The organism is Ancylobacter lacus (assembly GCF_018390635.1).
GTDB lineage: Bacteria > Pseudomonadota > Alphaproteobacteria > Rhizobiales > Xanthobacteraceae > Ancylobacter > Ancylobacter lacus.
Map to the genome: position 1 here is coordinate 35,307 of NZ_JAHBGE010000065.1, position 24,449 is coordinate 59,755.

A 24,449-nucleotide genomic window follows, 5' to 3' on the forward strand; every position below is an offset into this window, starting at 1 on the left:
GTTCAGGTCCCCAGCGCGAAGCGCTCGATCAGGCGGAAGCGGGCGCCCGGCGTGCCCTCCTGCCGGTACAGCGCGATGGCCTCGACGATCAGCGGGCCGTCGGCATGGGTGGCGGCGAAGAATTCCCGCAGCTCCGCCGCCGCCAGCTCGCGCGGGGCCTCGTCCAGCGGCCCGGTCAGCGTCATGTGGAAGCGGAAATCGTCGAACACATAGGGATAGCCCCAGCGCTCCAGCGATTCCTGCTGCCGGGCCGTCAGCGGCGAGCGCAGCCGGCGCTCCCGCTCGCCCGGGCTCATCGGCGCGCGGAAATCGTCGAAGGCGGAAACCGCCCCGGCCGCCAGCCGGTCGAGCGCGCCGCAGGGCTGCACCGTCTTCAGCGCGAGGAAGCGGCCGATCCCCGCCACCGCCACCCCGGCGCAGGCAAAGCGCGCCCGATCCGCCGCGAAGCGCGCGCAGGCCGCCCTGAGCCCCGCCTCGTCGCGGCCCGGCGCCAGCCGGAACGGCGCCTTCAGCGTGCCGTGGAAGCCGTAGCGGCGGGGATCGGCGGTGATCTCGCGCCAGGTCTCGGCGTCGAAATGGCGGAAGGGCGGCGGCTCCGGCTCTTCGCCGGTCTCGGCATCGTAGCCGATGACGCGGGAGCCGAAGCGCCACAGCGGGCTCGCCGGCGGCGGGGCGAAATAGATGGCGTAGCGCGGCTCGGCGCTGCGTGCCTCGGTCATCAGCCCGCTCCTCAGAACACCCGCCGTCCGGCGCTGGTGACATCGCGCACCACCGGCGTGCCCTCGACGAGGTCGAACCGCACGAAATCCGCCCGCAGGCCGGGCGCGAGCGTGCCCCTGTCGGCAAGGCCGGCCAGCGCCGCGGGGCGGGAGGTGACGAGCGCCAGCGCCGCGTGCAGCGGCAGGCCGGGGGTGCGGGTCAGCTCCACCGCCGCCTGCAGCAGGCTGGCGGGAACATAGTCGGAGGCCAGCGTGTCCAGCAGCCCCTCTGCGGCCAGCTCGCGGATCGAGACCCCGCCCGAATGCGAGCCGCCCCGCACCACGTTCGGCGCGCCGCCCACGGTGGCGAGCCCGGCCGCGCGGGCGGCCCGGGCGGCCTCCAGCGTGGTGGGGAACTCGGAAATGGTGCAGCCGGCGGCGAGCGCCTCCGCGACATGGCCGGGGGTGGTGTCGTCATGGCTCGCCAGCACGATGCCGGAAGAGGCGAACACCGCGACCATGCGGTCGAAATTGCCCGCCACCGCGCCGCGGGCGCGCTCGATCCGGTCGGCGACCTCGCGGTCAAGGTCGGCACCACCCTTGCCGATGCCGGAGAGATAGACCTTGAGATGCTCGACATTGCGCCACTGCCGGGTGCCCGGCGTGTGGTCCATCAGCGAGGCGAGGGTGAGGGTCGGGCGCCCCAGCGCGGCCTCCACCAGATCCGGCAAGGTGGGGTCGGTCAGCTCGCAGCGCAGGTGGATGCGGTGGTCGGCGCGGAACAGGCCGCGCGCCATGCCGGTGTCCACCGCGTCCAGCATCACCTCGTAGAGCGCGCGGCGGTCGGCCTTGGCCTGGTCGAAGCCGCCGGCGCAGATGGCGTCGAACACGGTGGTGACGCCGAAGGCGACCACCTGGGCGTCATGGGCCAGCGCCGCGGCCCGGGGATCGGGCCAGATCACCTTGGGGCGCGGCACGAAATGGCCTTCCAGCGCGTCGGTGTGGAGGTCGATCAGCCCCGGCGCGAGATAGGCGCCGGCGCAGTCCACCGCGCCGGGCGCGGCGGAGCGGCCGGCCTCCACCGCCCGGATGACGCCGTCGGCATGGACCAGCGTGCCCTCGACGACGGCGTCGGGCAGCACGAGGCGGGCATTGGTGAGGATCGTTTCCATCGGCGCGCCTCTCGCATGTTCCTGTGACCGTTCGATGAAGCGCCGGCACCCGGCCCGCCGCCCCTTTGGCGGCCTCACACGCCGGCCGCGCCACCGTCGCTGCGCGGGTCGTGCGCCCCTTCGAGCGCGCCGCGCGGATGGAGAATCACCGCCCCGGCATGACCCATGACGTCGGAATAGGGCTCGTCCATGACGCTGACGGCGTGGCCGGCGCGCTCGAGCTGCTCCGGCAGGGCGGAATCGAATCGCGGCTCGATCCGCAGGCTCACGGCGCTGCCCGCGCCCCAGGTCGGGCCCAGCACCCAGCGCGGCCGGTCGATCGCCTCGCCGAGCGGCACGCCGTAGCGCACGTGCCGGCTCAGCACCGCGGCATTGGTCTGCGGCTGGCCCTCCCCGCCCATGGTGCCGAACGCCATCACCCGGCCGTCGGCGAGCCGGGCGAGGCCCGGGTTGAGCGTGTGGAACGGCCGCCGGCCGGGCTCCAGCGGGTTGACCGCGGCGGGATCGAGCGAAAAGGAGACGCCGCGATTCTGCATCAGCACCCCGGTCGCCGGCAGCACCAGCCCGGAGCCGAACTCCCAGTAGATCGACTGGATGTAGGACACCACGGTGCCGCCGGCATCGGCGGCGCCCAGCCACACCGTGTCGCCGCCCGCCGCCGGCCGCGGCCAGGCCAGCGCCCGGCGCGGGTCGATCGCCGCCGCCTCGCGCTCGAAGGCGGCGGGGGTGAGGAAGGCGGCGGGGTCGTGGCGCAGCCGCTCGCCGTCCGTCACCACCCGGTCGCGCACCAGGAAGGCGCGCTTGGTCGCCTCCACCAGCCCGTGGACATGGGCGAAGCTCTCCGGCTGCTTCGCCTCCAGCCGGTCGAAGATGCCGAGGATCATGAGGGTGGCGAGCCCCTGGGTGGGCGGGGGCGAGGACCACGCCTCGAAGGCGGAGAACCGCGCGTGCAGCGGCTCGCGCGGCACGGCGCGGAAGCGCGCGAGGTCGGCGCGGGTCACCGGGCTGCCGGCCCGCTCGAGGTCGGCGGCGATCTCCCGGCCGACATCGCCGCGGTAGAAATCGTCCAGCCCGGCGCCGGCGAGATGGGCCAGCGTGTCGGCGAGCCGGGCAAAGCGCTGGGTGGTGCCGGCGGCGGGGGCCTTGCCCTCGGCGAGGAAGGTCGCGGCGAAGCCCGGCACGTCCTGCAGCTCCGCCAGCTTCTCGGTGGTGAGCCGGCTCTGCGAGCGCGACACCGGCACGCCGCCCCGGGCCAGCGCGATCGCCGGCTCCAGCAGCCGGGCCAGCGGCAGCCGTCCGCCGAGCGCCTTCGCCGCCTCCAGCGCGAGCTGCCAGCCGCCGATCTGGCCGGGGACGGTGAGGGCGGCGAGCGGCCCGCGCGCGGGCAGGACGTGGTGGCCCCGCTCCTCGTAGAAGCCGCGCGTCGCCTTCGCCCCCGCGAAGCCCGCCGCCTCGATGTAGCGCACCCGCCCCGAGGGTTCGCGGATCAGCCAGAAGCCGTCGCCGCCGAAGTGGTTCATGTGGGGATAGGCCACCGCGATGGCGGCGGCGGCGGCCACCATCGCCTCCACCGCGTTGCCGCCCTCGGCCAGCACGGCGCGGCCGGCCTCGCCGGCGAGATGGTGAGGGGCGGCAACCATGCCGCGCCCGGCGAAGAGGCTCTCTTGTCCCATCCCGACGCTCCGTCCCACCGGCCATGAACCCGCGCGCCGCGGCCGCGAATCCGCCCGCGACTTGACCCGGGCGGCCGGGCATAGCAGGTTGCGCCCCTCGCATTAAGCCGGAAGACGAAGACCATGAGCGCAGGCCGCCGCATCCGCTGGGACCATGTCAGCACCGTCGTCAGCGCCGCCATCCTGCTCGGCGCCGAGCTGATCGGCGCGGGGCTGGCCGCCGGCTGGGCGCTGGCCGCGCTGTTCGAGGCGAGCTGGCACTGGGAGCGCATCTTCGAGGGCGTCTTCTTCCTGCTCGCGCTCTACGGCATCTGGCGATTCGTGCAGAAGGCCCGCACCGTGGAGCCCTTCATCGAGGGCTGACGGCGCGCGCCGGCCCGCCCGCGCCGGCCCCGCCGGCACCCGCCACGGCCCGAGCGATCCGGCCGTTGTCGTCCCTGGCCCGCACCTCCCGGAAAAAAGCGTGCGCCGCCAGCTGGTTGCGGCGGCATGCGTCCCGCGCAACCGGGCCTTGCGCATTTTTCTCAAAACCGTCTTGCATGTGACGGTCATTTTCCCTACATCAGCGCCTGCCCAACATTCGCACGTGCCTGTGGTCGCGTGCCGATCGGCGGAAGTCCGGACAAGAGGCCGGAAAGTCGCCAGGAAGATCGGTAGCCGGAGGCGAAACCGGCGCACCTCGCTCTCAGCGGGGAACGTGACTTGAAGCAACGACGTAGCGGGCTTTTTTGGTCTCTGTCGGCCCTCCAAAGGTCGGGAAACTAAAGAGGCACTACTTCTTGCCGGGCGTGCGGATCGGGGTCCTCCCAGTCCAAGCGAAGGCATCGACCGAACGGGAGCGCTCTCCACATGCGCTCGCGGACGTATCGCTGCCACGGCTCCAGTCCATACGATCGGCGGATCCTCCGTCGATCGCGAGCGGATGCACCGTCTCGCCACGACCGTGCCCTACCGGGGCCGCGGGCGGGCTGTTGCATCCATGGTTGCTGCTTCGGGTCCTTGGGAGAGTGCCATGACCGACCGTATCCGCGAATTCCTCCGCAACCGCCGCGAGGATGGTCCCTGCGTCGTGGTCGACCTCGACGTGGTCCGCGCCAACTATGCCGCCTTCGCCCGCGCCCTGCCGGACACCCGCGTGTTCTACGCGGTGAAGGCCAACCCGGCGAAGGAGGTGCTGCGCGCCCTCGTGGAGCTCGGTTCCTGCTTCGACACCGCCTCGGTCGCCGAGATCGAGATGGCGCTGGCGGCCGGCGCCACCGCCGACCGCATCTCCTACGGCAACACCATCAAGAAGGAGCGCGACATCGCCCGCGCCTTCGCGCTCGGCGTGCGCCTCTTCGCGGTCGACGCGGTCGAGGAAGTCGAGAAGGTCGCCCGCGCCGCCCCCGGCGCCAAGATCTTCTGCCGCATCCTGTGCGACGGCGCCGGCGCGGAATGGCCGCTCTCCCGCAAGTTCGGCTGCGTGCCGGAGATGGCGGCGGACGTGCTGGAGCACGGCCACCGGCTCGGCCTGTGGGCCTATGGCGTGTCCTTCCACGTCGGCTCGCAGCAGAAGAACGTCGACGCTTGGGATTCCGCGCTGGCCTCCGCCTCGCAGATCTTCCAGGAGTGCGCGCTGCGCGGCCTGCCGCTGAGCCTCGTCAATCTCGGCGGCGGCTTCCCGACCAAGTACCTGCAGGACGTGCCGGCCGCCGAGGCCTATGGTCAGGCGATCTTCCGCGCCCTGTCGCGCCACTTCGGCAACCACCTGCCGGAAACCATCATCGAGCCGGGCCGCGGCATGGTCGGCGCCGCGGGCATGATCGAGGCCGAGGTCGTCCTCATCTCGAAGAAGTCCGAGGACGATCCGGTGCGCTGGGTCTATCTCGACATCGGCAAGTTCGGCGGTCTCGCCGAGACGATGGACGAGGCCATCCGCTACCCCATCCGCACCCCGCGCGATGGCGACGCGGTGGAGCCCTGCGTGCTCGCCGGCCCGACCTGCGACTCGGCGGACGTGATGTACGAGAAGGAGCCGGTCCTGCTGCCGGTCTCGCTCGCCATCGGCGACAAGGTGCTGATCGAGGCGACCGGCGCCTACACCACCACCTACTCGGCCGTGGCCTTCAACGGCTTCGACCCGCTCCGATCCTACGTGATCTGAGCCTTACCGGGCCGGCTCGACCTCTCCCCCCGCCGGGGCCTGCCTCCCGCCGCCAACGCGGCCGGGAGCGGTGCCCGCGCGGTTCGGGATCGAGGCGCCGGCCCGGGCCCCTCTCGCAACCTTTCCCCCGCATCTCTGTTACCCCTGCCCGGGTTCTGGAGGCTGCCATGGACTTCCCCGCCGCCGCTCCTGCCATTTCCCTCGAGACCGCTGGCGACATCGCCCAGCGCGAGGCCCTGCTCGACCTTGCCTTCGGCCGCGCCGCGCGTCTGGCCAAGACCTCCGAGCGCCTGCGCGAGGGCCGCCTCCCCGCCGAAGGGCTGGCGTTCGCCGCCCATGGCCCGGATGGCCGGCTGGTCGGCACGCTGCGGCTGTGGCACGTCTCGGCCGGCCCGGCCAAGCCGGCCCTGCTGCTCGGCCCGCTGGCGGTGCACCCCTGGTTCCGCAGCCTCGGCCTCGGCCGGGCGATGATGACCACCGCCATCAACGAGGCCGCCCGGCTCGGCCACGGCGCCATCCTGCTGGTGGGCGACGCGCCCTATTACGCCCGGTTCGGCTTCTCCACCGCCCCGACCCGGGAGCTGTGGATGCCCGGCCCGTTCGAGCGCGACCGCTTCCTCGGGCTGGAGCTGGCGCCCGGCGCGCTGGCCGGCGCTCGCGGACTTGTGAACGCCACCGGGGCGATGGCCGCCACGCCCTCGCTGCGCGAACTGATCGCGCGGGAGACCGCCGCCGTATCCTTTGACGAGAGCCTCAAGCGCAGCGCGTGAAGGCGGCGAATCCCGCCCCTCCCCGTTCGTCGTCTCCGCCCGCGCTCGACGCCGCGCGGCCCCGCCGCCCGAAAGGGAGGGCGCGGGCCGCGCGGCAGTCTCGCGCCGTGCCGGCGCGCCCGGCGGCCCTCGCCGCCCGCTCCCGCCTCAGAACTCGACGTCCAGCTCCTCCATCTCGTCCGGCTCGATCCGGGCGGCGGCGGCCCATTCCTCCATCGCCGGCAGCGCCAGGATGGCGCGGCAATAGGCGGCGCAGACCGGATCCAGCGCGACGCCATAGGTGGTGAAGCGCCAGCACACCGGCGCGTACATCGCGTCGGCGAGGCAGGGCGCGGCGCCGAACAGATAGGGCCCGCCATAGGTGGCGAGGCAGTCGCGCCAGATCAGCGTGATGCGCTCGATGTCGGCGAGCGCGCCTGCCCACACCTTGAAGCCCTCGTGCCGGGCCTTGATGTTCATCGGCAGGGCCGAGCGCAGATTGGCGAAGCCCGAATGCATCTCGCCGCAGATGGAGCGGCAATGCGCCCGCGCTGCCTTATCGCTAGGCAGAAGCCCGGCCTGCGGCACGATCTCGTGCAGGTATTCGCCGATGGCGAGGGTGTCCCAGATGCGCCGGCCTTCATGGGTCAGGCACGGCACCAGGAAGGAGGAGGACTGCAGCAGCAGTTCCGCGCGGATGCTGGGGTCGTCGGCGGAGAGCCGCACCTCCTCGAACGCCAGCCCGGCCATCCGGCACATCAGCCAGCCGCGCAGCGACCACGAGGAATAGTTCTTGCTACTGAGGGTGAGCGTCGTCGTCGGCGCGGAGGAACCGGCCGTGGACGTCGTCGATGCCGTTGCCCTGGAGGTGGAGGCCGCCTTGCGGGGGGGCCTTGCGGGTGTCTTCGGCGCGGCAGGCATGGGACGGGCTTCCTTGGCAGGGGTTCCTTGGGGTGGACGGCCGGCATGTGTCGCCAGCGCTGCAATCATGGTTCGTGCCACCCGCCGGGACAGGGCGGAACGGTCGCGGCCCCTGCCCGCTGCGGCGCCATGGCGGTATCATAGGCACCCACGGCAAAATGCGTTAGCGTCACGCCCATGATCCTCGTCAAGCCCTGCGCCTTCCGCCGTCCCCTCCCCCGCCGTCTCCGTTCCCGCACCTCTCCGACAGGCAGACCCGCATGATCTACGCCGCCTATCAGGCCCAGGCCGACCTGATGGACCCGCTGCGCGTGCTGGCGCGGCTGACCCGCCGCAGCCTCGGCGGCGCGCTGGCCGGCGGCTTCGGCGACAGCCTGCTGATGCGGCAGGTCGCGGCCGGGCTGGAGATGGTGGAGCGCGCCGGCCTCAGCCACGCCCGCCCGCCCTTCGGCATCACCGAGGTGGAGGTCGGCAACCGCACGGTGGCGGTGCGCGAGGAGATCGCCGCGGCCACCGAGTTCGGCACGCTGCTGCACTTCGCCAAGGACATCGAGCAGGCCCAGCCGCGCGTGCTGGTGGTGGCGCCGCTCTCCGGCCACTTCGCCACCCTGCTGCACGGCACCATCAAGACCCTGCTGCCGGAGAACGACGTCTACGTCACCGACTGGCACAATGCCCGCGACGTGCCGCTCTCGGCCGGCGCCTTCGGCTTCGACGACTATGTCGAGCACATCATCGACTTCCTCGACGCCATCGGTCCCGGCGCCCATGTGCTCGCGGTGTGCCAGCCCTGCGTGCAGGTGCTGGTGGCCAGCGCGGTGATGGCGCAGGCCGGCCACCCCGCCCAGCCGCACAGCATGACGCTGATGGCCGGCCCGGTGGACACCCGCATCAGCCCGACCAAGGTGAACGAGCTCGCCACCTCCAAGCCGATGGACTGGTTCGAGCGCAACCTCATCTCCACCGTGCCGCCGGGCTTCGCCGGGGTCGGGCGGCGGGTCTATCCCGGCTTCGTGCAGGTCTCGGCCTTCATGGGCATGAACCTGCAGCGCCACGTGCGGGCCCATCTCGACCTCTACGGCCACCTCGCCTTCGGCGAGACCGAGAAGGCGCAGACCACCAAGGCCTTCTACGACGAGTATTTCGCGGTGCTCGACCTCGCCGCCGAGTTCTACCTCGAAACCATCCGCATCGTGTTCCAGGAGCACGAGCTGCCCCGTGGCGTGCTGACCTATCGCGGCGAGCCGGTGGACTGCCGCGCCATCCGCCGCACGGCGCTGCTGACGGTGGAGGGGGAGCGCGACGACATCTGCGCGGTCGGCCAGACGGTGGCGGCGCAGGACCTGTGCAGCGGGCTGCGGCCGCACCGCAAGCGCCACCACATGCAGGCCGGCGTCGGCCATTACGGCGTGTTCAGCGGCCGCCGCTGGCAGGCGCAGGTCTATCCCATCGTGCGCAACCACATCCTCTCCGCGGACTGAGCGCCGCCCCGCCCGCCGGGGCGCCCTGCCGTCGCGGCGGCGTGGGGTCGGGACGGCGTGGCGTCGCGGCGGCGTCATGGCGTCGTCACGGTTGACGGCGCACCTTCCCGTCCTCATGGTGCCGCGGCCCGGCGCATGTCGCGCGGCGCGTTGTTTCTGCTGACTTTTGGAGGAGTTCCCCAAGAATGTCCGTTTGGCCGGTCTATGCCCAAATCGACGGTCCCATCGTGATGATCGGCTTCGGCTCGATCGGCCGCGGGACGCTGCCTCTTCTGGAGCGTCACTTCACCTTCGATAAGGAACGGCTGACGGTCATCGACCCGGTGGACGACAACCGCGCGCTGCTCGACGAGCGCGGCATCCGCTTCCTCCAGCTCGGCATCACCCGCGAGAACTACCGCGAGGTGCTGACGCCCCTGCTCACCTCGGGCGGGCGCGGCTTCGTCATCAACCTGTCGGTCGACACCGGCTCGGTCGACCTGATGAACCTCGCCCGCGAACTCGGCGCCCTCTACATCGACACGGTGGTCGAGCCCTGGCTCGGCTTCTACTTCGACAAGGACGCGACCCCCGCCAGCCGCTCCAACTACGCGCTGCGCGAATCCATGCTGAAGGCCAAGCGCGCCAATCCGGGCGGTCCGACCGCGGTGTCCTGCTGCGGCGCCAATCCCGGCATGGTGTCGTGGTTCGTCAAGAAGGCGCTGGTCGACGTCGCCACCGATAGCGGCCTCCCCTTCGAGGAACCCGCCAGCCGCGAGGGCTGGGCCGAGCTGATGCAGCGCCTCGGCGTGAAGGGCATCCACATCGCCGAGCGCGACACCCAGCGCGCCCGCGATCCCCGCCCCTTCGGCGTGTTCGTCAACACCTGGTCGGTTGAGGGATTCGTCTCCGAAGGCCTGCAGCCGGCCGAACTCGGCTGGGGCACCCATGAGAAATGGATGCCGGAAAACGGCTACACCCACAATTTCGGCTCCGGCGCCGCGATCTACCTGATGCAGCCGGGCGCCGCCACCAAGGTGCGCACCTGGTGCCCGAGCCTCGGCGCGCAGCACGGCTTCCTCGTCACCCACAACGAGTCGATCTCGATCGCCGACTATTTCACGGTGCGCAACGGCGCCCAGGTCGCCTACCGCCCCACCTGTCACTATGCCTACCACCCCTGCAACGACGCGCTGGTGTCGTGGCACGAGATGTTCGGCAATGAGGGCCAGTTCTCCGGCGAGTGGAGCATTCTCGACGAGAACGAGATCGTCGACGGGCGCGACGAGCTCGGCGTGCTGCTCTACGGCCACGCCAAGAACGCCTACTGGTTCGGCTCGCAGCTCACCATCGAGGAAGCCCGCAACCTCGCACCCTACCAGACCGCGACCGGGCTTCAGGTCACCTCCGCCGTGCTGGCCGGCATGGTGTGGGCGCTGGAGAATCCCGAGGCCGGCATCGTCGAGGCCGAGGAAATGGATTACAGGCGCTGCCTCGAGGTGCAGTTGCCCTATCTCGGCACGGTGAAGGGCTACTACACCGACTGGACCCCGCTGGCGGGCCGTCCCGGCCTGTTCCCGGAAGACCTCGACACCAGCGACCCCTGGCAGTTCCGCAACGTGCTGGTGCGCTGAGCTATGGCGGGAGGGCCCTCACCCCTTCCCGCCGCGCCCTGCCGCCGCGCCCTGCCAAGGGACGCCCTGCGTCCCGGCGAGCCGATGGCAACCTGAAAAAAGGCGGCGCCCGACGGGTGCCGCCTTCCGCGTTTCAGGGCGGGTGCCGCGCCGCCGGGTCGGGCGCCTCCCCGGCCGTCCCGCCTCACGCCGCGTTGTAGAGCCGGCGCTCCAGCAGCGGGCTGCCGTTCAGCCGGTGCAGCGCCTTCGCCGCACCGAGCACGGCCAGGTCGACCAGCGGCTCCACCAGGATGACCAGCATGTAGGCCGCGCCGAACGAGCCGATCGCCGCCGCGTTCTCCACCGTGAAGCCATGGCCGTAGAAGGCCCAGAACGCCACCCACGCCACGATGCCGGCCTGATAGGCGGTGGAGAGCGCCAGCGCCTGCCGGTACTTCAGCTCCACATAGGGCGTCGCCGGAGCGATGATCGCCCGCGACAGCGCGGTGAGCGCGAACAGCGGCACCAGCAGCGTGGTGACGTTCATGCCGTATTGCGGCAGGTCGAAGGGCGCGAAGAACACGCCCTGGATCAGCAGCCCGAGGGCGAGGCCGATCGCCGCCGGCGCCACCCCGAAGACGAGGAACAGCGTCGAGCCGAGGATGAGATGCACCTCGGACACCCCGACCGGATGGTGGGGCAGCACTTCGAAGAAGCTGAAGACCAGCGCGGTGGTGGCGAGGCTGCGCAGCGCCAGCGAGGCGAGGCCGCGCGTGTGCACCGTCTCCGCCGCGAGCTTCAGCGTGACCGCGCCGGCCGCGGCGGCGGTGACGTAGCCGAGCCAGATTTTTCCTTCGGCCACGAGGCCGGGTTCGATATGCATGCCGTTCTCCTTCGCCGTCTCACCCGACGGCTCGCGTTGGACCCATGCCCATGGCCGGTCTCCTGACTCGCGGGTCCACGCTCGCTTCCGCCTTCCCGGCCCACGCCTTTCGGTCGCGGGCCAGTGGCGTGATGGAAGCTCGCTCGCCGCTCACAGTCGCGGGGGCGGTCGGGGCTTCGGGCTTACGCCCTTCCCCGTTCCCGTTTCATCCGGGCGAGTCGTCGCCCGGACACCATGTGACCCTGCATCACGGTCGTGCCGGGAGGTGCTGTCAAGGCGGCGCGGGCGCGTTCACGGGGGAGGAGGCGTTGGCCGCCACTCCCCCGGCCTGCGGGCAAACCGCCTATCCGGCATCGCCACGGGCCGCCGCGCCATGGCATTCGGGCCGGGACTGCTTACGTCTGGTGCGCACGGCCGGCGCGCGCCGCCGGCAGCCCTGCGGGCGCGGCCACCCGGCGCGCCCACCCCACCCGGAGAATGACGTGACGGATCTTTCCAGCTTCCCCGTCGCCCGCCGCTGGCCGGCGCAGCACCCCGACCGGCTCCAGCTCTATTCCTTCCCCACCCCCAACGGGGTGAAGGTCTCGATCCTGCTGGAGGAGACCGGCCTGCCCTACGAGGCCCACACCGTCAACATCGGCAAGGACGAGACCTGGACCCCGGAATTCCTGTCGCTGAACCCGAACGGCAAGATTCCCGCGATCCTCGACCCCGACGGGCCGGGCGGCCGGCCGCTGGCGCTGTTCGAGAGCGGCGCCATCCTCCTCTATCTCGCCGAGAAGACCGGGCGGTTCCTGCCGGCCGATCCGGCGGCGCGCTACGAGACCATCCAGTGGGTGATGTGGCAGATGGGCGGGGTCGGGCCGATGTTCGGCCAGCTCGGCTTCTTCCACAAATTCGCCGGCGCCGCCTATGAGGACAAGCGCCCGCGCGACCGCTACGCCAAGGAGAGCGCGCGGCTGCTGCGGGTGCTCGAGGCCCGGCTGGAAGGGCGCGACTGGATCATGGGCGCGGACTACACCATCGCCGACATCGCGCTGCTGGGCTGGGTGCGCGGCTTCGTGGGGTTCTACGGCGCCGGCGATCTGGTCGCTTATGACGAGCTCACCAACGTGCCGGCCTGGCTGGCGCGTGGCCTCGCCCGGCCGGCGGTGCAGCGCGGGCTGGAGATTCCGGCCCGCCCGGCCTGATCCGGCGGCGGCGGCGCGGCGTAGCGGTCGGGAGCGTGCTCCGGGGACCGGCGCCGCGCCGTCCCCAGCGCCTCGCCCGCCGCCCCGGTCAATGTGGCGGCTGGCAGGAGCGCGGATTTCCCCTATAAGCCCCTGCGAGAGGGCGAAACCGAGGTCGAGCCGAGATGAACCAGAACGTGACGCCGCCGCGCGGGCCCTTCGCCCCCGCCCATCTGCCGGCCGACCATCCCCGGGTCGCCTTCGGCAAGATCGGCGTGCTCATCGTCAATCTCGGCACCCCGGACGCCACCGACTACTGGTCGATGCGGCGCTATCTCGGCGAGTTCCTCTCCGACCGCCGCGTCATCGAGGTGAACCGCGCGCTGTGGTGGTTCCTGCTCAACGTCGTCATCCTCTCCCGCCGGCCGCAGGCCAAGGGCAAGGATTACGACACGATCTGGAACCGCGAGCGCAACGAGAGCCCGCTCAAGACCATCACCCGCGCCCAGTCCGAGAAGCTCGCCGCCCGGCTGGCGCCGCAGAGCGACCGGCTGGTGGTGGACTGGGCGATGCGCTACGGCAACCCCTCCATCGCCTCGCGCATCGAGGCGCTGCAGAAGCAGGGCTGCGAGCGCGTGCTGCTGGTGCCACTCTACCCGCAATACGCCGCCGCCACCTCCGCCACCGTCTGCGACAAGGCGTTCGAGGCGCTGATGAAGATGCGCTGGCAGCCGGTGCTGCGGGTCGCCGCGCACTGGCCGGACGACCCGGTCTATATCGACGCCATCGCCTCCTCGATCGAGCGGTCGCTGGCCGGGCTGGACTGGGAGCCGGAGCTGGTGCTGGCCTCCTTCCACGGCATCCCGAAGGAGTATTTCGAGAAGGGCGACCCCTATCACTGCTACTGCTACAAGACCGCCCGGCTGGTGCGCGAGCGGCTCGGCTGGCCGGAGGGCCGGCTGCGCCTCACCTTCCAGTCCCGCTTCGGCCGGGCCGAATGGCTGCAGCCCTACACCGACAAGACCGTCGAAGCCCTCGCCAGGTCCGGCGTGAAGCGGCTCGCCGTCATCACCCCCGGCTTCGTCTCGGACTGCCTGGAGACGCTGGAGGAGATCGCCGGCGAGAACGCCGAGATCTTCCACCACAATGGCGGCGAGCAGTTCCACTTCATCCCGTGCCTCAATGACAGCGAGGGCGGCATTGATGTGTTGCACAACGTGATCCGCCGCGAGCTTTCCGGCTGGGTCGAGCTGGGCTAACCCGCTTCCCCACAGGCAGGCGCCCGCGGGAAGGCGCCGGGGATGGGGGAAAGCGATGAGCCTTGACCGCGACGACGGCGACCGCCGCAGCCACCTCCAGCGCATGCTGGCGGGCGAGCCTTATCTCGCCAGCGACCCGGAGATCGTCGCCGCCCAGCGCGCGGCGGCCGCCTTCATGGTGCGCTACAACGCCAGCCTCGCCGAGGACGACGCGGCGCGGCTGGCGCTGCTGCGCGCCCGCTTCGCCGCGGTGGGGGAAGGCTGCGTCATCCGCCCGCCCTTCCACTGCGACTACGGCTTCAACATCACCCTTGGCGCCGGGGTGTTCCTCAATTTCAACTGCGTGGTGCTGGATGTGGTCTCCGTCACCATCGGTGCGCGGACCCAGATCGGGCCGGGGGTGCAGATCCTGACCGCCGACCACCCGCGCGACCCCGCCGAGCGCGCCACCGGCTGGGAATTCGGCCGGCCGGTGACGATCGGCGCCAATGTGTGGATCGGCGCCGGCGCCATCGTCCTGCCGGGGGTGACGGTCGGCGACGACGCCCTGATCGGCGCCGGGGCGGTGGTCACGCGCGACGTGCCGGCCGGCGCCACCGTCGTCGGCAACCCCGCCCGGCAGCGGGTATAGGCGCGGCCGGCTCAGGCCGGGCGATGGGCCTCGCGCACCAGCGCCAGCCACGCCTTGGCCGCCTCGGAGAAGAAGGCCCCGCGCCGCCATGCCATCGCCATCGCCCAGTCCGTCCCCTCTTCGTCCAGCGGCACCTGCCGCACCTGGGGGTCGGGCCGCTGCCGGGCGATGAGCTGCGGCAGGAAGGCGGCGCCCAGCCCCGCCGCCACGAGCTGCACCATGAAGTCGATCTGGCTGGAGCGGGCGACCACGTCGGGCTCGAAGCCGGCGCGCCGCGCCGCTTCCAGCACGATGCGGCTCAGGGTGAAGCCGCTGTCGAACAGGATCAGCGGCGTCTCGCGCAGGTCCAGCATGGCGAGCCGCTCGCGCGCGGCGAGCGGATGGGCCGCCGGCAGCAGCACCAGCAGCGGCTCGCGCCGCACCTCCTGCCACTCGAATTCCGCCGAGGTCGGCAGCAGCGCCCCGGCGAAGTCGATCTCGCCCGCGCGCAGCCGTGCCTCCAGCTCGTCGCTGCCATGTTCCGCCAGCCGCACCTCGATGCCGGGGTAGCGCCGGCGGTAGATGGCGAAGAGCGGCGCGAACAGGGTCGCGCTGCCCACCGGCGGCAGGCCGAGCTTCAGCACGCCGCGCCGGAGCCCGCGGATTTCGTCGAGCTCGGCGAGGAGGTCGTCGCGGTCGGCCAGCAGCTTCACGCCGCGGCGGTACACCACCTCGCCCACCGGGGTGAGCAGGCTGCGATGGCCGATGCGGTCGAGCAGCGGGGCGCCGATCTCCTCCTCGAGCTGCTTCACCGCCTTGGACACAGTGGACTGGGTGGCGAAGACGGTGCGCGCGGCCTGGGAGAAGCCGCCCTGGCGCACGACCTCGACAAAGGCGCGGAGGGTGCGGAAATCCATCGCTATGCCTTCTTGGAATAATTTCCAGTCTATCAATTCATTTTCATCATAAGGCCGGCGGGTCTACTAGGAAAGCGAGAGGTCGCCATGAAGCCCATCGCCTTCCGTTCCGCCGCTGCCCGTCCCGCCGCCACCCGCCCGGCCCTGCCGCGCGCCGCCCGCGTGGCGCGGCTCGTGCGCCACAGCCCGCTGCTGCAGGTGGGTCTCGTCGCCGGCTTCTGGTTGGCGGGGGAGGCCATGGTGCGGCTGCTCGGGCTGCCGCTGCCGGGCGGCCTCGTCGGCCTCGCCCTGGTGCTGGCGCTGCTGGCGAGCGGCCGGCTGAAGCGGCAGAACCTGCGGCGCGGCGCGCAATGGCTGCTGGCCGACATGCTGCTGTTCTTCGTGCCCGCGGTGCTGGCGGTGCTCGACCATGGCGAGCTGATCGGGCTCACCGGGCTCAAGATCCTGTTCGTCATTCTGCTCAGCACGGTGATGGTGATGGTGGTCACCGCGCTCACCGTCGAGGCCCTGAGCCGCTGGAGCCGCGCCGATGATGAGCCTGCTCTCTCCTGAGGCCGCCGGCCGGGTTCTGCTCTGGTCGCTCGTCACCATCGGCTTCTACGCCGCGGCCAAGCGCATCTACCGGCGCTGGCCGCGCTGGTGGCTCTCGCCGCTGGCGGTGACGCCGGCGCTGATCGCGCTGGTGGTGGTGGGGCTGCATGCGAGCTACCGCGACTATATCGGCGGCACGCGCTGGCTGGTGCTGCTGCTCGGCCCGGCGACGGTGGCCTTCGCCTTTCCCATCTATGAGCAGCGCGCGCTGATCCGCCGGCACTGGCCGGTGCTGCTGGCCGGCATGGTCGCCGGCAGCGCCACCGCGGTGCTGACGAGCTGGGCGCTGGCCACCGCGGTGGGGCTGGATGGGGTGCTGCGCCTCAGCCTGCTGCCGCGCTCCATGAGCACGCCCTTCGCCATGGAGGTGTCCGGCGACATCGGCGGCGTTCCCGACCTCACCGCGATCTTCGTGGTCATCACCGGCATTGCCGGCGGCGCCCTCGGCGACCTCGTGCTGGCCCGGCTGCGCTTCGGCTCGGCGCTGGCGCGCGGGGCGCTGTTCGGCCTCGGCGCCCACGGCGTCGGCACCGCCCGCGCCCACCAGATCGGCCAGACCGAAGGCGCGGTGGCCGGGCTGGTGATGGTGCTGGTCGGCCTGCTGAACGTGCTGGCCGCCCCGCTGGTGGCGCATCTGCTGCGGTGACAGGGGCCCGGCGGGGGGCCTCACGGCACCGCGTCGGCAGGCCGGGCGGGGGCGTGCAGCCCGTCGATGTGCCCGACCAGGAAATCCGCCAGCGCCCGCACCCGCCGCTCCGGCCGCCGGGCCGCGGCGAACAGCGCGAGTTCGGTCGGGCCCTGCTCGGGCAGGCCGAATCCGCTGAGGACGCGGTGCTCGGCCAGCACCGCCTCGCGCGGCAGCAGGCTGAGCCCCAGCCCCGCCGCCACCGCCGCCTGCACCCCGGAAAGCCCCTGGCTGGCATAGGCGATGCGCCAGCCCCGCCCGGCCTCCTCGATGGCGCGGATCGCCCGGTCGCGGTAGATGCAGCCGGCGGAGAACACCGCCAGCGGCACCGGCTCGTCCGGCGCCGGCAGGCCGGCCTCGATCCCCGAGCCTGCGGCGCCGACCCAGACCAGCGGCTCGGTCCAGCTCGCCAGCGCGGTGCCGTCACCCGGCTCGCGCTTGGCAAGGGCGAGGTCGAGCTCGCCCTGCTCCAGCAGGCGCCGGAGATCGAGGCTGAGGCCGCTCACTGTGTCGAGCCGCGTGTCCGGCCAGCGCCCGGCGAAGCCGGCCAGCAGGTCGATCAGCCGGCGGCCGGCGAAATCCTCCGGCACGCCGAGCCGGATGGTGCGGGGCGCGCCGGGCCGCCGCAGCACCTCGGAGGCCTCGGCCGAGAGCGCCAGCAGCCGGCGGGCATAGCCCAGCAGACGCTCGCCCTCCTCCGTCACCCGCACCGCGCCGGCGCGCTCGCGCAGCAGCAGCACATGGCCGAGGCCCTGCTCCAGCTTCTTCACCTGCAGGCTGACGGTGGACTGGGTGAGGTGCACCCGCTCCGCCGCGCGGGTGAAGCCGCCGCTGTCCACCACCGCGACGAAGGTGCGCAGGAGATCGAGGTCGAAGCCGAAGTGCATTGAATTTCTCAATCAAGGACATTGCACCATATCATTTCCCGATAAGGCGCCGCCGCGCTAGAGCCTTTGCTGCGGGCGCCGACCGGCGGCCCGCGACTCCGAAAGGCTCCGGCCGGGCGCGGCGGGGCGCCCCTTCCCTCCGGCGGTCCGCGGGCGGGAAAGGCCCCGCCCCCGGCCATCACCAGGGAAGGCATGCTCATGTCCGAGGACCCCATCCAGACGCCGCCGGGCGTGGCGGCACCCCCCGCACCTTCGGCGACCGGCGGCCTGTCGGGGCCCCGCCCGCTGTGGCTGACCTTCGACTGCTACGGCACCCTCATCCAGTGGGACGAGGGTCTGCTCGCCGCGATCCGCCAGGTGCTCGCCGGCAAGGCCCATCCGGTCGAGCCCGCCCGCTTCATCGCGGTCTATGACCGGCACGAGCACGCGCTGGAAGAGTCCCGGCCGCATCTCGACTTCCGCACCGTGGCCGGGCGGGCGATGGCGGCGGCGATGACCGAGCTGGGGCTGGAGCCCGACCCCGCCGACGCCGCCGTGCTGACCGATTCCATCGGCCGGATGCCGCCCTTCCCCGAGGTGGTGGCCAGCCTCGCCCGGCTGAAGGCGGCCGGCTTCCGCCTCGCGGTGATCTCCAACACCGACGACGCCATCATCGCCGGCAACATCGCCCAGCTCGGCGGCCATGTGGACCGGGTGATCACCGCCCAGCAGGCCGGGGCCTACAAGCCCTCGCGCACCATCTTCGAGCATGGCTGGCGGGCGCTCGGCGTCACGCGCGACGAGATCGTGCATGTCTGCGCCAGCCCGCATCTCGATCTCGCGGCGGCGCGCGACCTCGGCTTCCGCGCGGTGTGGGTGGACCGGGGCACCGGGCGCCGGCCACTGCCGGACTACCGGCCCGACGCCACCGTGCCGGCGCTGGACGCCGTTCCCGGCGTGCTGGCCGCCGCCGGCTGGATGTGAGCCGCCGGCCCGGGCGGCCGGCGACATCCCGCCGGCCGCAAGACCCTGCCCGCCCATGAAAAACGGCCGGCGCATCGCTGCGCCGGCCGCTTGTGTGTCACGCCGTCCGGCGTTCCGCGGAAGGGGCGCGCCCGTGCGGGGCGCCCCGGCCGGGAGACGCTCAGTCGGTCTTCTCGGTCGCCTTGCGCAGCGCGGCGCCCAGGATGTCGCCCAGCGAGGCGCCGGAATCCTGCGAGCCGAACTGGGCCACGGCTTCCTTCTCCTCGGCGATCTCCAGCGCCTTGATCGACACCTGGACCTTGCGGGCCTTGCGGTCGAACAGGATGATGCGCGCGTCGAACTTCTCGCCGACGGCGAAACGCTCGGGGCGCTGGTCGCCGCGGTCGCGGGCCAGCTCGGAGCGCTTCACGAAGGTCGTCATGTCGGTGCCGATGATCTTCACCTCGACGCCGCCATCCTTCACGTCGACGACTTCGCAGGTGACGATCGCGCCCTTCTTGATCTCGCCGGCATCGGCGAAGGGGTCGCCGGCCAGCTGCTTCACGCCGAGCGAGATGCGCTCCTTCTCGACGTCGACGTCGAGCACGACCGCCTTGATCACGTCGCCCTTCTTGAACTCGTCGATGACCTGCTCGCCCGGACGGTTCCAGTCGAGGTCGGACAGGTGCACCATGCCGTCGACGTCGCCGTCGAGGCCGAGGAAGAGGCCGAACTCGGTCTTGTTCTTGACCTCGCCTTCCACCACGGAGCCGGACGGATACTTGTCCGCGAAGGCATCCCAGGGGTTCTGCAGGGTCTGCTTGAGGCCGAGCGAGATGCGGCGCTTGACCGAATCCACCTCGAGGATCGCGACTTCCACTTCCTGGGAGGTGGCGACGATCTTGCCGGGGTGGACGTTCTTCTTGGTCCAGCTCATCTCGGAGACGTGGATCAGGCCTTCGATGCCCGGCTCCAGTTCCACGAACGCGCCGTAGTCGGTGATGTTGGTCACGCGGCCCTTGAAGCGGGCCTGCACCGGGTACTTGGCCTCGATGCCCTCCCACGGATCGCCGAGGAGCTGCTTCATGCCGAGCGAGATGCGGTGCGTCTCGTGGTTGATCTTGATGATCTTGACCTTGACGGTCTGGCCGATGTTCAGCACCTCGGTCGGGTGGTTGACCCGGCGCCAGGCGATGTCGGTGACGTGGAGCAGGCCGTCAATGCCGCCGAGGTCGACGAACGCGCCGTAGTCGGTGATGTTCTTCACCACGCCGTCGATGACCTGACCCTCTTCGAGGTTCTGGACCAGCTCGTGGCGCTGCTCGGCGCGGGTCTCTTCCAGCACGGTGCGGCGGGAGACGACGATGTTGCCGCGGCGCCGGTCCATCTTCAGGATCTGGAAGGGCTGCGGGTTGTGCATCAGCGGGCCGACGTCGCGGATCGGGCGGATGTCGACCTGGGAGCGCGGCAGGAAGGCCACGGCGCCGTCGAGATCGACGGTGAAGCCGCCCTTCACCTGGTTGAAGATCACGCCGGTGACCTTCTCCTGCGCGTTGAACGCCTTTTCGAGACGGACCCAGCTCTCTTCGCGGCGGGCCTTGTCACGCGAGAGGACGGCCTCGCCCAGCGCGTTCTCGACGCGCTCGAGATAGACCTCGACCTCGTCGCCGATCTTGATCGCGGAGTCGCGGCCGGGGCCGGAGAATTCCTTCAGCGCCACCCGACCCTCGGTCTTCAGACCGATGTCGATGATGGCGAGGTCCTTCTCGATGGCGACGACGATACCCTTTACGACCGAGCCTTCGGCGAGTTCGGACTGGCCGAAGCTCTCCTCCAGCATCGCGGCGAAGTCGTCACGCGAAGGATTAAAGGCGGTGTTGGAAACGGACATTGAAGCTCCTGTGCCAGTCGATTGCGCCGGTGCGGGTTGATGGTCGCCTCCTCCGCTGCGGGCATCGGGCCTGGCGGTCCCGATGCAGCCTCCGGGGGGAGCCCCGAAGGCCCGGCGCTGTGGCCGCGGCGGATGAGACGTCGGCGATCGGGCCCGTGCTGGCCGTTCCACCCGCCATCCCCCTCGGGATGGACCCCGCCGGCGCAAGGCCGGCGCGGCTGTCGCGGCGGCGCCCGGCGGAACCGGGAAGGCCGGCGACGGGGAACCCCCGGCGGCCGGCGCGACGCTCACGGCGAAGGATCGGGACGGAGACGGCCGCAACGGGCCGGAACTCACATGTCGGGCGGGGCGATCAAGCGCGCGGCGGGCTGGCCTCCCAGCGTCGGGGTGCGTCTACCGCATCCCCGGCCCGCCCCGGCGGCTCGTCTCCAAAGCGCCCGGACGCGCGAGGATATAGCGACGGCGCCGCGTCATGGCAAGGGTTTGGCCGGTTCCGCCGGCCGCCCTCACCCCGTTTGCGCCGGCATGGCGCCGGCCACCGCGGCGCTCAGCCCGGTCGCCACCGGCTGGGGCCGGCCCAGCAGGTAGCCCTGAACCTCGTGGCAGCCTTCGGCCTCCAGCAGCCGGAGCTGTTCCAGCGTCTCGACGCCCTCCGCCAGCACCTTGATGTCGAGGCTGCGGCCGAGCGCCAGCACCGCCCGCAGGATGGCGCGGGCCTGCGGCGAGCGGGTGATGTCGGCCATGAAGGAGCGGTCGAGCTTGATGCGGCTGAAGGGGAAGGTGCGCAACGTCTCCAGCGAGGAATAGCCGGTGCCGAAATCGTCGATCGCGATCGTCACGCCGAGGTCGCGGATCGCCTGCAGCGCGAGGAAGCAGCGCTCCTTGTCCTGGATGATGGCGGATTCGGTGATCTCCAGCTCCAGCCGCCCCGGCGCGAGGCCGCTCTCTTCCAGCACGTCGGCCACCAGCGCCGGCAGGTCGCAATGGGCGATCTGCACCGCCGACAGGTTGACCGCGACCTTCTGGGTCGGCGGCCAGGCCGCGGCCTCGGCGCAGGCGGTGCGCAGCACCCATTCCCCGAGCGGCAGGATCAGCCCGCTCTCTTCCGCCGCCGGAATGAAGTCGGCCGGGGAGACGAAGCCCCGGCCCGGATGCCGCCAGCGCACCAGCGCCTCGTAGCCCACCACCTGCGAACAGCGGACATCGGCCTGCACCTGGTAGTGCAGGGTGAACTGCTCCTGCTCCACCGCGGTGCGCAGCTCCGCCACCAGCTCGCGGCGCCGCCGCGCCGCCTCGTCCATGGAGGCCTCGTAGAAACAGACCGCCCGGGTCACGTCGGCCTTGGCACGGGCCATGGCGAGGTCGGCGCTGCCGATCAGCCGGGCCGGGGTATCGCCGTCGCTGGGGAAGATCGAGACGCCGAAGCTGGCCCGGGGCACGAGGTCGGTGCCCTTGATCCGGAGCGGCGCCATCAGCGCCTGCTCCAGCCGGGTGACGAAGGCGTCGGCCTCGGCGACATCGCCGATCGGCTTGAGCGCGGCGAATTCGTCGCCCGCCATCCGGGCGAGGAACTCGTCCCGCTTCAGCGCCTGGCGCAGCCGCCCGGCCACCGCCGCCAGCATCTGGTCCCCGGCGTCGTGGCCGTGCCGGTCGTTCACGTCCTTGAGGCGGTCGAGGTCGATCAGCACCACCGCCACGCAGCGCCGGTCCAGCAGGGCGCGGGCGAGCTTGACCGGCATGAAGTTCACGAAGCTGTTGCGGTTCGGCAGTCCGGTGAGGGCGTCGCTGAGGGCCATCTGCTTCAGCGTGCCGAGCGTCTGCTGGTTCATGTCGGAATCGATCATGTGGCTCGCCACGCCGGTGGCGATGACGAGCAGCACGCCGCTGGCGATGGCCACCGCCAGCCCCTCGACCTGCGCGGCGTCGGGCGGCAGCGCCGGCAGGGGGTACACCGTCAGGGCCGCCATGCCGGTGAAGTGCAGCGCCAGAACGCAGGCGACGAAGGCCGCGAGGCCGAGCCCCCGGCGCCCACAGGCGAGCGCCGCGAGGCTCGCCGCGGCGAACACCACCGACAGCAGCACCGAGGCGCCGACAGCGGTGGCGTTCCAGCTCAGCAGGCCGTCGATCCGATAGGCCAGCATGCCGACATAGTGCATGGCCGCCACCGAGAGGCCGAGCAGCGCGCCGCCGATGGCCGCGGAGGCGAGGCCGCCCGTCACCGCGATGAGCAGCGCCAGCGTGGTGCCGCCGACCACCGCGAGCAGCGACAGCAGCGTCAGGACGGGGTCGTACAGCACGGGGATGTCGGCCCGATAGGCCAGCATGGCGACGAAATGGGTGCACCACACCGAGGAACCCGCCGCCACCGCGGCGAGGAACACCCAGCCGACCTGCTGGCGGCCGGAACGCTGCAAAGCCCGACGATGGAGCTCGAGCGCAACCCAGCCGCCGCCAATGCACACCAGCACCGCGAGCGCCAGCATCCAGGTGTTATGTTCCTCGGTGATACACGTCAAAATACGCATGTTCAAATAAAGAAGACATAAGGTTGCGGAGGCAAAACAGGCAATGACATCTTCCCGAGCGTCGCCGAATTGTACGAAGGAAGATTTAGGCTTGGACCAATATTACGACTGATTTTTGATCGCGCCGGAGCGGGGGTGCCGGCACGGCACGCCCGGCCATCGGCCGAGGCGCCGGGCGGGAGCCTCATCCGGTCGGGGGCCTCTTCGTCAGGACCCGCCGGCGCCGCGCCGGGGACCGTCCGCCCGCGCCGGTCTCGCAGGCGCAGCGCAGGGGTCTTCCCTCACGCCGGCCGGGCCAGCCACACATCCATCACCCAGCCGAGGCGCGCCCGGATGTCGGCGCGGGCGTCGAGGATCGCGGCGGCGATCTCCTCCAGCGGCCCGGCGAGCAGCGCCTCGTCCGGGGTGCCGAGGCAGGCGCCCCACCACACCTCGCCCTTCCAGCCGCGGGCCCGCAGCGCCCGCAGCCCGCTGCCATCGTCCAGCAGCACGGCGAAGGCCGGGGCGGCCGGGGTTTCCTCGGCGACCCGGCGGCCGGTGGTGACGAGAACCGGCTCGCCCACCCCGTTGAGCGGAATGGCGTGGGCGGCGCACAGCATCTGCAGCGCCGAGATGCCCGGCACCACCTCCACCGCAAAGCCGTCGGCGGCCGCCGGCGGCGGCGCCACGGCGCCCGGCGGGAACGGACCGCCCGTCGCCGGCGGCGGATGCGTCGCGGTCGTGGGCCCGCCCGGCATGGCGGATGCCGGCCGCCCGGAGCCCTCGGCTTCGCTCCCGCCGGCCGCCGGCCGCGCGAACAGGGCGCGGGCCGCCTCCAGCACCCGCAGGGTGGAATCGTAGAGCATGGGGTCGCCCCAGACGAGGATGGCGGCGGTGCCGTCTTCCGGCAGTTCGCGGGCGAGCAGCGCCGCCAGCAGCGCCGCGCGCTCTTCGTGCCAGCCGGCGACGCTGGCGCGGTAGGCCGCGTCCCGCGCCGCGCTTTCGGCGGCAGCGCCACCGGCCTCGCCCGCGGGCAGCGGCGGGCGCAGGCGGCGGGGGCTCGGTGCCCGCACCACCCGGTGTCCGGGTTTGGCGAACCGGGCGAGCAGCCCCTCGCGCAGAGCCACCAGCCCGGCGGCGGCCTCGCCCTTCTCCAGCAGCAGGAAGAGATCGGCCTGCCCCAGCGCCTCGGCGGCGCGGAAGGTGAGCTGGCTCGCCTGCCCCATGCCGATGCCGATGACGAGGACGCGGCGCATCGGCCGCTCAGGGCGCGGCGGGGGAATCGGTGAGGCCGCGGGCGGCGAAGACCCGGCGGGCGACCAGCAGGGCGTCGAGCGCGGCGGGGAAGCCGGCATAGAGCGCCATCTGCATGATGACCTCCACCACCTCCTCGCGGCTGGCCCCCACATTCAGCGCCGAGCCGATATGCACCTCCAGCTCGCGCTGGGCATGGCCGAGCGCGACCAGCCCGGCGACGGTGGCGAGCATGCGGGTGCGCAGGTCGAGCCCCGGGCGGGAGTAGATGTCGCCATAGCCGAATTCGAAGATGTAGCGGGCGAAGTCCGGCGCAACCTCCGCGAGCGTCTCCATGAGATGCTCGCCCGAACTGCCGGTGATGCGGGCGAGCTGCGCCCGGCCACGGGCGAGCCTGTCCTCACCCGCCACGGCGGGGGGATGAATGG

Annotated in this window: 22 protein-coding genes and 1 riboswitch; of the genes, 11 read left to right on the plus strand and 11 right to left on the minus strand. The window is 71.8% G+C overall.

Annotated elements, in window-relative coordinates; genetic code table 11:
• Positions 1-2 precede the first annotated feature (2 nt).
• The 3 genes from KHC27_RS16565 to KHC27_RS16575 form a co-directional block, all read right to left on the minus strand.
• Positions 3-719 carry a DUF1045 domain-containing protein gene (locus KHC27_RS16565; RefSeq protein WP_213340500.1) on the minus strand — a complete coding sequence of 239 codons (717 nt, stop codon included), beginning with the start codon at positions 717-719 and terminating at the stop codon, positions 3-5.
• 11 nt (positions 720-730) lie between these two features.
• Positions 731-1,870: an alpha-D-ribose 1-methylphosphonate 5-triphosphate diphosphatase gene (locus KHC27_RS16570; RefSeq protein WP_213340501.1), complete on the minus strand. Its 1,140-nt coding sequence runs from the start codon at positions 1,868-1,870 to the stop codon at positions 731-733.
• Between the two features lie 74 nt (positions 1,871-1,944).
• Complete coding sequence (locus KHC27_RS16575; protein WP_213340502.1) at positions 1,945-3,543, minus strand: gamma-glutamyltransferase family protein; 1,599 nt, start codon at positions 3,541-3,543, stop codon at positions 1,945-1,947.
• Positions 3,544-3,666: 123 nt separating this feature from the next.
• On the opposite strand from KHC27_RS16575, the gene KHC27_RS16580 reads away from it, so the two are divergent.
• The 3 genes from KHC27_RS16580 (at position 3,667) to KHC27_RS16590 (ending at position 6,456) form a co-directional block, all read left to right on the plus strand.
• Positions 3,667-3,906, plus strand: a complete 240-nt coding sequence (locus tag KHC27_RS16580; protein WP_213340503.1) for a hypothetical protein — start codon at positions 3,667-3,669, stop codon at positions 3,904-3,906.
• 649 nt (positions 3,907-4,555) lie between these two features.
• Positions 4,556-5,686, plus strand: coding sequence for a type III PLP-dependent enzyme (locus tag KHC27_RS16585; RefSeq protein WP_213340504.1), 1,131 nt, complete (start codon positions 4,556-4,558; stop codon positions 5,684-5,686).
• 167 nt (positions 5,687-5,853) lie between these two features.
• A complete protein-coding gene (locus KHC27_RS16590; protein WP_213340505.1) occupies positions 5,854-6,456 on the plus strand; it encodes a GNAT family N-acetyltransferase in 603 nt (200 codons plus the stop codon).
• Between the two features lie 147 nt (positions 6,457-6,603).
• On the opposite strand, the gene KHC27_RS16595 is transcribed toward KHC27_RS16590, so the two are convergent.
• On the minus strand, positions 6,604-7,356 hold the full coding sequence (locus KHC27_RS16595) for a glutathione S-transferase family protein (protein ID WP_213340506.1): 753 nt from the start codon (positions 7,354-7,356) through the stop codon (positions 6,604-6,606).
• 260 nt (positions 7,357-7,616) lie between these two features.
• Here KHC27_RS16595 and KHC27_RS16600 point away from each other — a divergent pair, with 260 nt between their 5' ends.
• Both KHC27_RS16600 and KHC27_RS16605 read left to right on the plus strand, forming a co-directional pair.
• On the plus strand, positions 7,617-8,837 hold the full coding sequence (locus KHC27_RS16600) for a polyhydroxyalkanoate depolymerase (protein WP_213340507.1): 1,221 nt from the start codon (positions 7,617-7,619) through the stop codon (positions 8,835-8,837).
• A gap of 185 nt (positions 8,838-9,022) precedes the next feature.
• Positions 9,023-10,450: a homospermidine synthase gene (locus KHC27_RS16605; protein ID WP_213340508.1), complete on the plus strand. Its 1,428-nt coding sequence runs from the start codon at positions 9,023-9,025 to the stop codon at positions 10,448-10,450.
• A gap of 184 nt (positions 10,451-10,634) precedes the next feature.
• On the opposite strand, the gene KHC27_RS16610 is transcribed toward KHC27_RS16605, so the two are convergent.
• Positions 10,635-11,312, minus strand: coding sequence for an energy-coupling factor ABC transporter permease (locus tag KHC27_RS16610; RefSeq protein ID WP_213340509.1), 678 nt, complete (start codon positions 11,310-11,312; stop codon positions 10,635-10,637).
• A gap of 35 nt (positions 11,313-11,347) precedes the next feature.
• A riboswitch (cobalamin riboswitch) is annotated at positions 11,348-11,564 on the minus strand.
• Between the two features lie 230 nt (positions 11,565-11,794).
• Between KHC27_RS16610 and KHC27_RS16615 the strand changes: the two genes are divergently transcribed.
• The 3 genes from KHC27_RS16615 to KHC27_RS16625 all read left to right on the plus strand — a co-directional run bounded on the left by KHC27_RS16615 (position 11,795) and on the right by KHC27_RS16625 (position 14,371).
• Positions 11,795-12,502, plus strand: coding sequence for a glutathione S-transferase N-terminal domain-containing protein (locus KHC27_RS16615; RefSeq protein ID WP_213340510.1), 708 nt, complete (start codon positions 11,795-11,797; stop codon positions 12,500-12,502).
• A gap of 164 nt (positions 12,503-12,666) precedes the next feature.
• The gene (gene hemH, locus KHC27_RS16620; RefSeq protein WP_213340511.1) at positions 12,667-13,740 is read left to right on the plus strand and encodes a ferrochelatase; all 1,074 of its coding nucleotides are present in this window, start codon (positions 12,667-12,669) and stop codon (positions 13,738-13,740) included.
• Positions 13,741-13,795: 55 nt separating this feature from the next.
• Positions 13,796-14,371 (plus strand): sugar O-acetyltransferase, encoded by a 576-nt coding sequence (locus KHC27_RS16625; RefSeq protein ID WP_213340512.1) that lies wholly within the window; start codon positions 13,796-13,798, stop codon positions 14,369-14,371.
• 11 nt (positions 14,372-14,382) lie between these two features.
• Here KHC27_RS16625 and KHC27_RS16630 read toward each other — a convergent pair whose 3' ends face one another.
• Complete coding sequence (locus KHC27_RS16630) at positions 14,383-15,267, minus strand: LysR family transcriptional regulator (RefSeq protein WP_213340513.1); 885 nt, start codon at positions 15,265-15,267, stop codon at positions 14,383-14,385.
• 87 nt (positions 15,268-15,354) lie between these two features.
• Between KHC27_RS16630 and KHC27_RS16635 the strand changes: the two genes are divergently transcribed.
• On the plus strand, positions 15,355-15,819 hold the full coding sequence (locus tag KHC27_RS16635) for a CidA/LrgA family protein (protein ID WP_213340514.1): 465 nt from the start codon (positions 15,355-15,357) through the stop codon (positions 15,817-15,819).
• Complete coding sequence (locus KHC27_RS16640; protein WP_213340530.1) at positions 15,800-16,504, plus strand: LrgB family protein; 705 nt, start codon at positions 15,800-15,802, stop codon at positions 16,502-16,504. The genes KHC27_RS16635 and KHC27_RS16640 overlap by 20 nt, the downstream gene beginning before the upstream one ends.
• 20 nt (positions 16,505-16,524) lie before the next feature.
• On the opposite strand, the gene KHC27_RS16645 is transcribed toward KHC27_RS16640, so the two are convergent.
• Positions 16,525-17,430: a LysR substrate-binding domain-containing protein gene (locus tag KHC27_RS16645; protein ID WP_213340515.1), complete on the minus strand. Its 906-nt coding sequence runs from the start codon at positions 17,428-17,430 to the stop codon at positions 16,525-16,527.
• A gap of 198 nt (positions 17,431-17,628) precedes the next feature.
• Between KHC27_RS16645 and KHC27_RS16650 the strand changes: the two genes are divergently transcribed.
• On the plus strand, positions 17,629-18,393 hold the full coding sequence (locus KHC27_RS16650) for a haloacid dehalogenase type II (RefSeq protein ID WP_213340516.1): 765 nt from the start codon (positions 17,629-17,631) through the stop codon (positions 18,391-18,393).
• A gap of 160 nt (positions 18,394-18,553) precedes the next feature.
• Here the strand turns inward: KHC27_RS16650 and rpsA are convergent, their stop codons facing one another.
• From rpsA to KHC27_RS16670, 4 genes are all read right to left on the minus strand, one after another.
• Positions 18,554-20,263: a 30S ribosomal protein S1 gene (gene rpsA, locus KHC27_RS16655; RefSeq protein ID WP_213340517.1), complete on the minus strand. Its 1,710-nt coding sequence runs from the start codon at positions 20,261-20,263 to the stop codon at positions 18,554-18,556.
• 506 nt (positions 20,264-20,769) lie between these two features.
• A complete protein-coding gene (locus tag KHC27_RS16660) occupies positions 20,770-22,746 on the minus strand; it encodes a putative bifunctional diguanylate cyclase/phosphodiesterase (RefSeq protein WP_213340518.1) in 1,977 nt (658 codons plus the stop codon).
• A gap of 323 nt (positions 22,747-23,069) precedes the next feature.
• On the minus strand, positions 23,070-24,023 hold the full coding sequence (locus KHC27_RS21745) for a precorrin 6A synthase (RefSeq protein WP_246520020.1): 954 nt from the start codon (positions 24,021-24,023) through the stop codon (positions 23,070-23,072).
• Between the two features lie 7 nt (positions 24,024-24,030).
• Positions 24,031-24,447 carry a carboxymuconolactone decarboxylase family protein gene (locus KHC27_RS16670; RefSeq protein ID WP_213340532.1) on the minus strand — a complete coding sequence of 139 codons (417 nt, stop codon included), beginning with the start codon at positions 24,445-24,447 and terminating at the stop codon, positions 24,031-24,033.
• Positions 24,448-24,449 lie beyond the last annotated feature (2 nt).

Coding starts and splice junctions, on each gene's coding strand:
- KHC27_RS16565 (WP_213340500.1), bottom strand. CDS start 719: ATGACCGAGGCACGCAGCGCCGAGCCGCGCTACGCCATCTATTTCGCC.
- KHC27_RS16570 (WP_213340501.1), bottom strand. CDS start 1,870: ATGGAAACGATCCTCACCAATGCCCGCCTCGTGCTGCCCGACGCCGTC.
- KHC27_RS16575 (WP_213340502.1), bottom strand. CDS start 3,543: ATGGGACAAGAGAGCCTCTTCGCCGGGCGCGGCATGGTTGCCGCCCCT.
- KHC27_RS16580 (WP_213340503.1), top strand. CDS start 3,667: ATGAGCGCAGGCCGCCGCATCCGCTGGGACCATGTCAGCACCGTCGTC.
- KHC27_RS16585 (WP_213340504.1), top strand. CDS start 4,556: ATGACCGACCGTATCCGCGAATTCCTCCGCAACCGCCGCGAGGATGGT.
- KHC27_RS16590 (WP_213340505.1), top strand. CDS start 5,854: ATGGACTTCCCCGCCGCCGCTCCTGCCATTTCCCTCGAGACCGCTGGC.
- KHC27_RS16595 (WP_213340506.1), bottom strand. CDS start 7,356: ATGCCTGCCGCGCCGAAGACACCCGCAAGGCCCCCCCGCAAGGCGGCC.
- KHC27_RS16600 (WP_213340507.1), top strand. CDS start 7,617: ATGATCTACGCCGCCTATCAGGCCCAGGCCGACCTGATGGACCCGCTG.
- KHC27_RS16605 (WP_213340508.1), top strand. CDS start 9,023: ATGTCCGTTTGGCCGGTCTATGCCCAAATCGACGGTCCCATCGTGATG.
- KHC27_RS16610 (WP_213340509.1), bottom strand. CDS start 11,312: ATGCATATCGAACCCGGCCTCGTGGCCGAAGGAAAAATCTGGCTCGGC.
- hemH (WP_213340511.1), top strand. CDS start 12,667: ATGAACCAGAACGTGACGCCGCCGCGCGGGCCCTTCGCCCCCGCCCAT.
- KHC27_RS16625 (WP_213340512.1), top strand. CDS start 13,796: ATGAGCCTTGACCGCGACGACGGCGACCGCCGCAGCCACCTCCAGCGC.
- KHC27_RS16630 (WP_213340513.1), bottom strand. CDS start 15,267: ATGGATTTCCGCACCCTCCGCGCCTTTGTCGAGGTCGTGCGCCAGGGC.
- KHC27_RS16635 (WP_213340514.1), top strand. CDS start 15,355: ATGAAGCCCATCGCCTTCCGTTCCGCCGCTGCCCGTCCCGCCGCCACC.
- KHC27_RS16640 (WP_213340530.1), top strand. CDS start 15,800: ATGAGCCTGCTCTCTCCTGAGGCCGCCGGCCGGGTTCTGCTCTGGTCG.
- KHC27_RS16645 (WP_213340515.1), bottom strand. CDS start 17,430: ATGCACTTCGGCTTCGACCTCGATCTCCTGCGCACCTTCGTCGCGGTG.
- KHC27_RS16650 (WP_213340516.1), top strand. CDS start 17,629: ATGTCCGAGGACCCCATCCAGACGCCGCCGGGCGTGGCGGCACCCCCC.
- rpsA (WP_213340517.1), bottom strand. CDS start 20,263: ATGTCCGTTTCCAACACCGCCTTTAATCCTTCGCGTGACGACTTCGCC.
- KHC27_RS16660 (WP_213340518.1), bottom strand. CDS start 22,746: ATGCTGGCGCTCGCGGTGCTGGTGTGCATTGGCGGCGGCTGGGTTGCG.
- KHC27_RS21745 (WP_246520020.1), bottom strand. CDS start 24,023: ATGCGCCGCGTCCTCGTCATCGGCATCGGCATGGGGCAGGCGAGCCAG.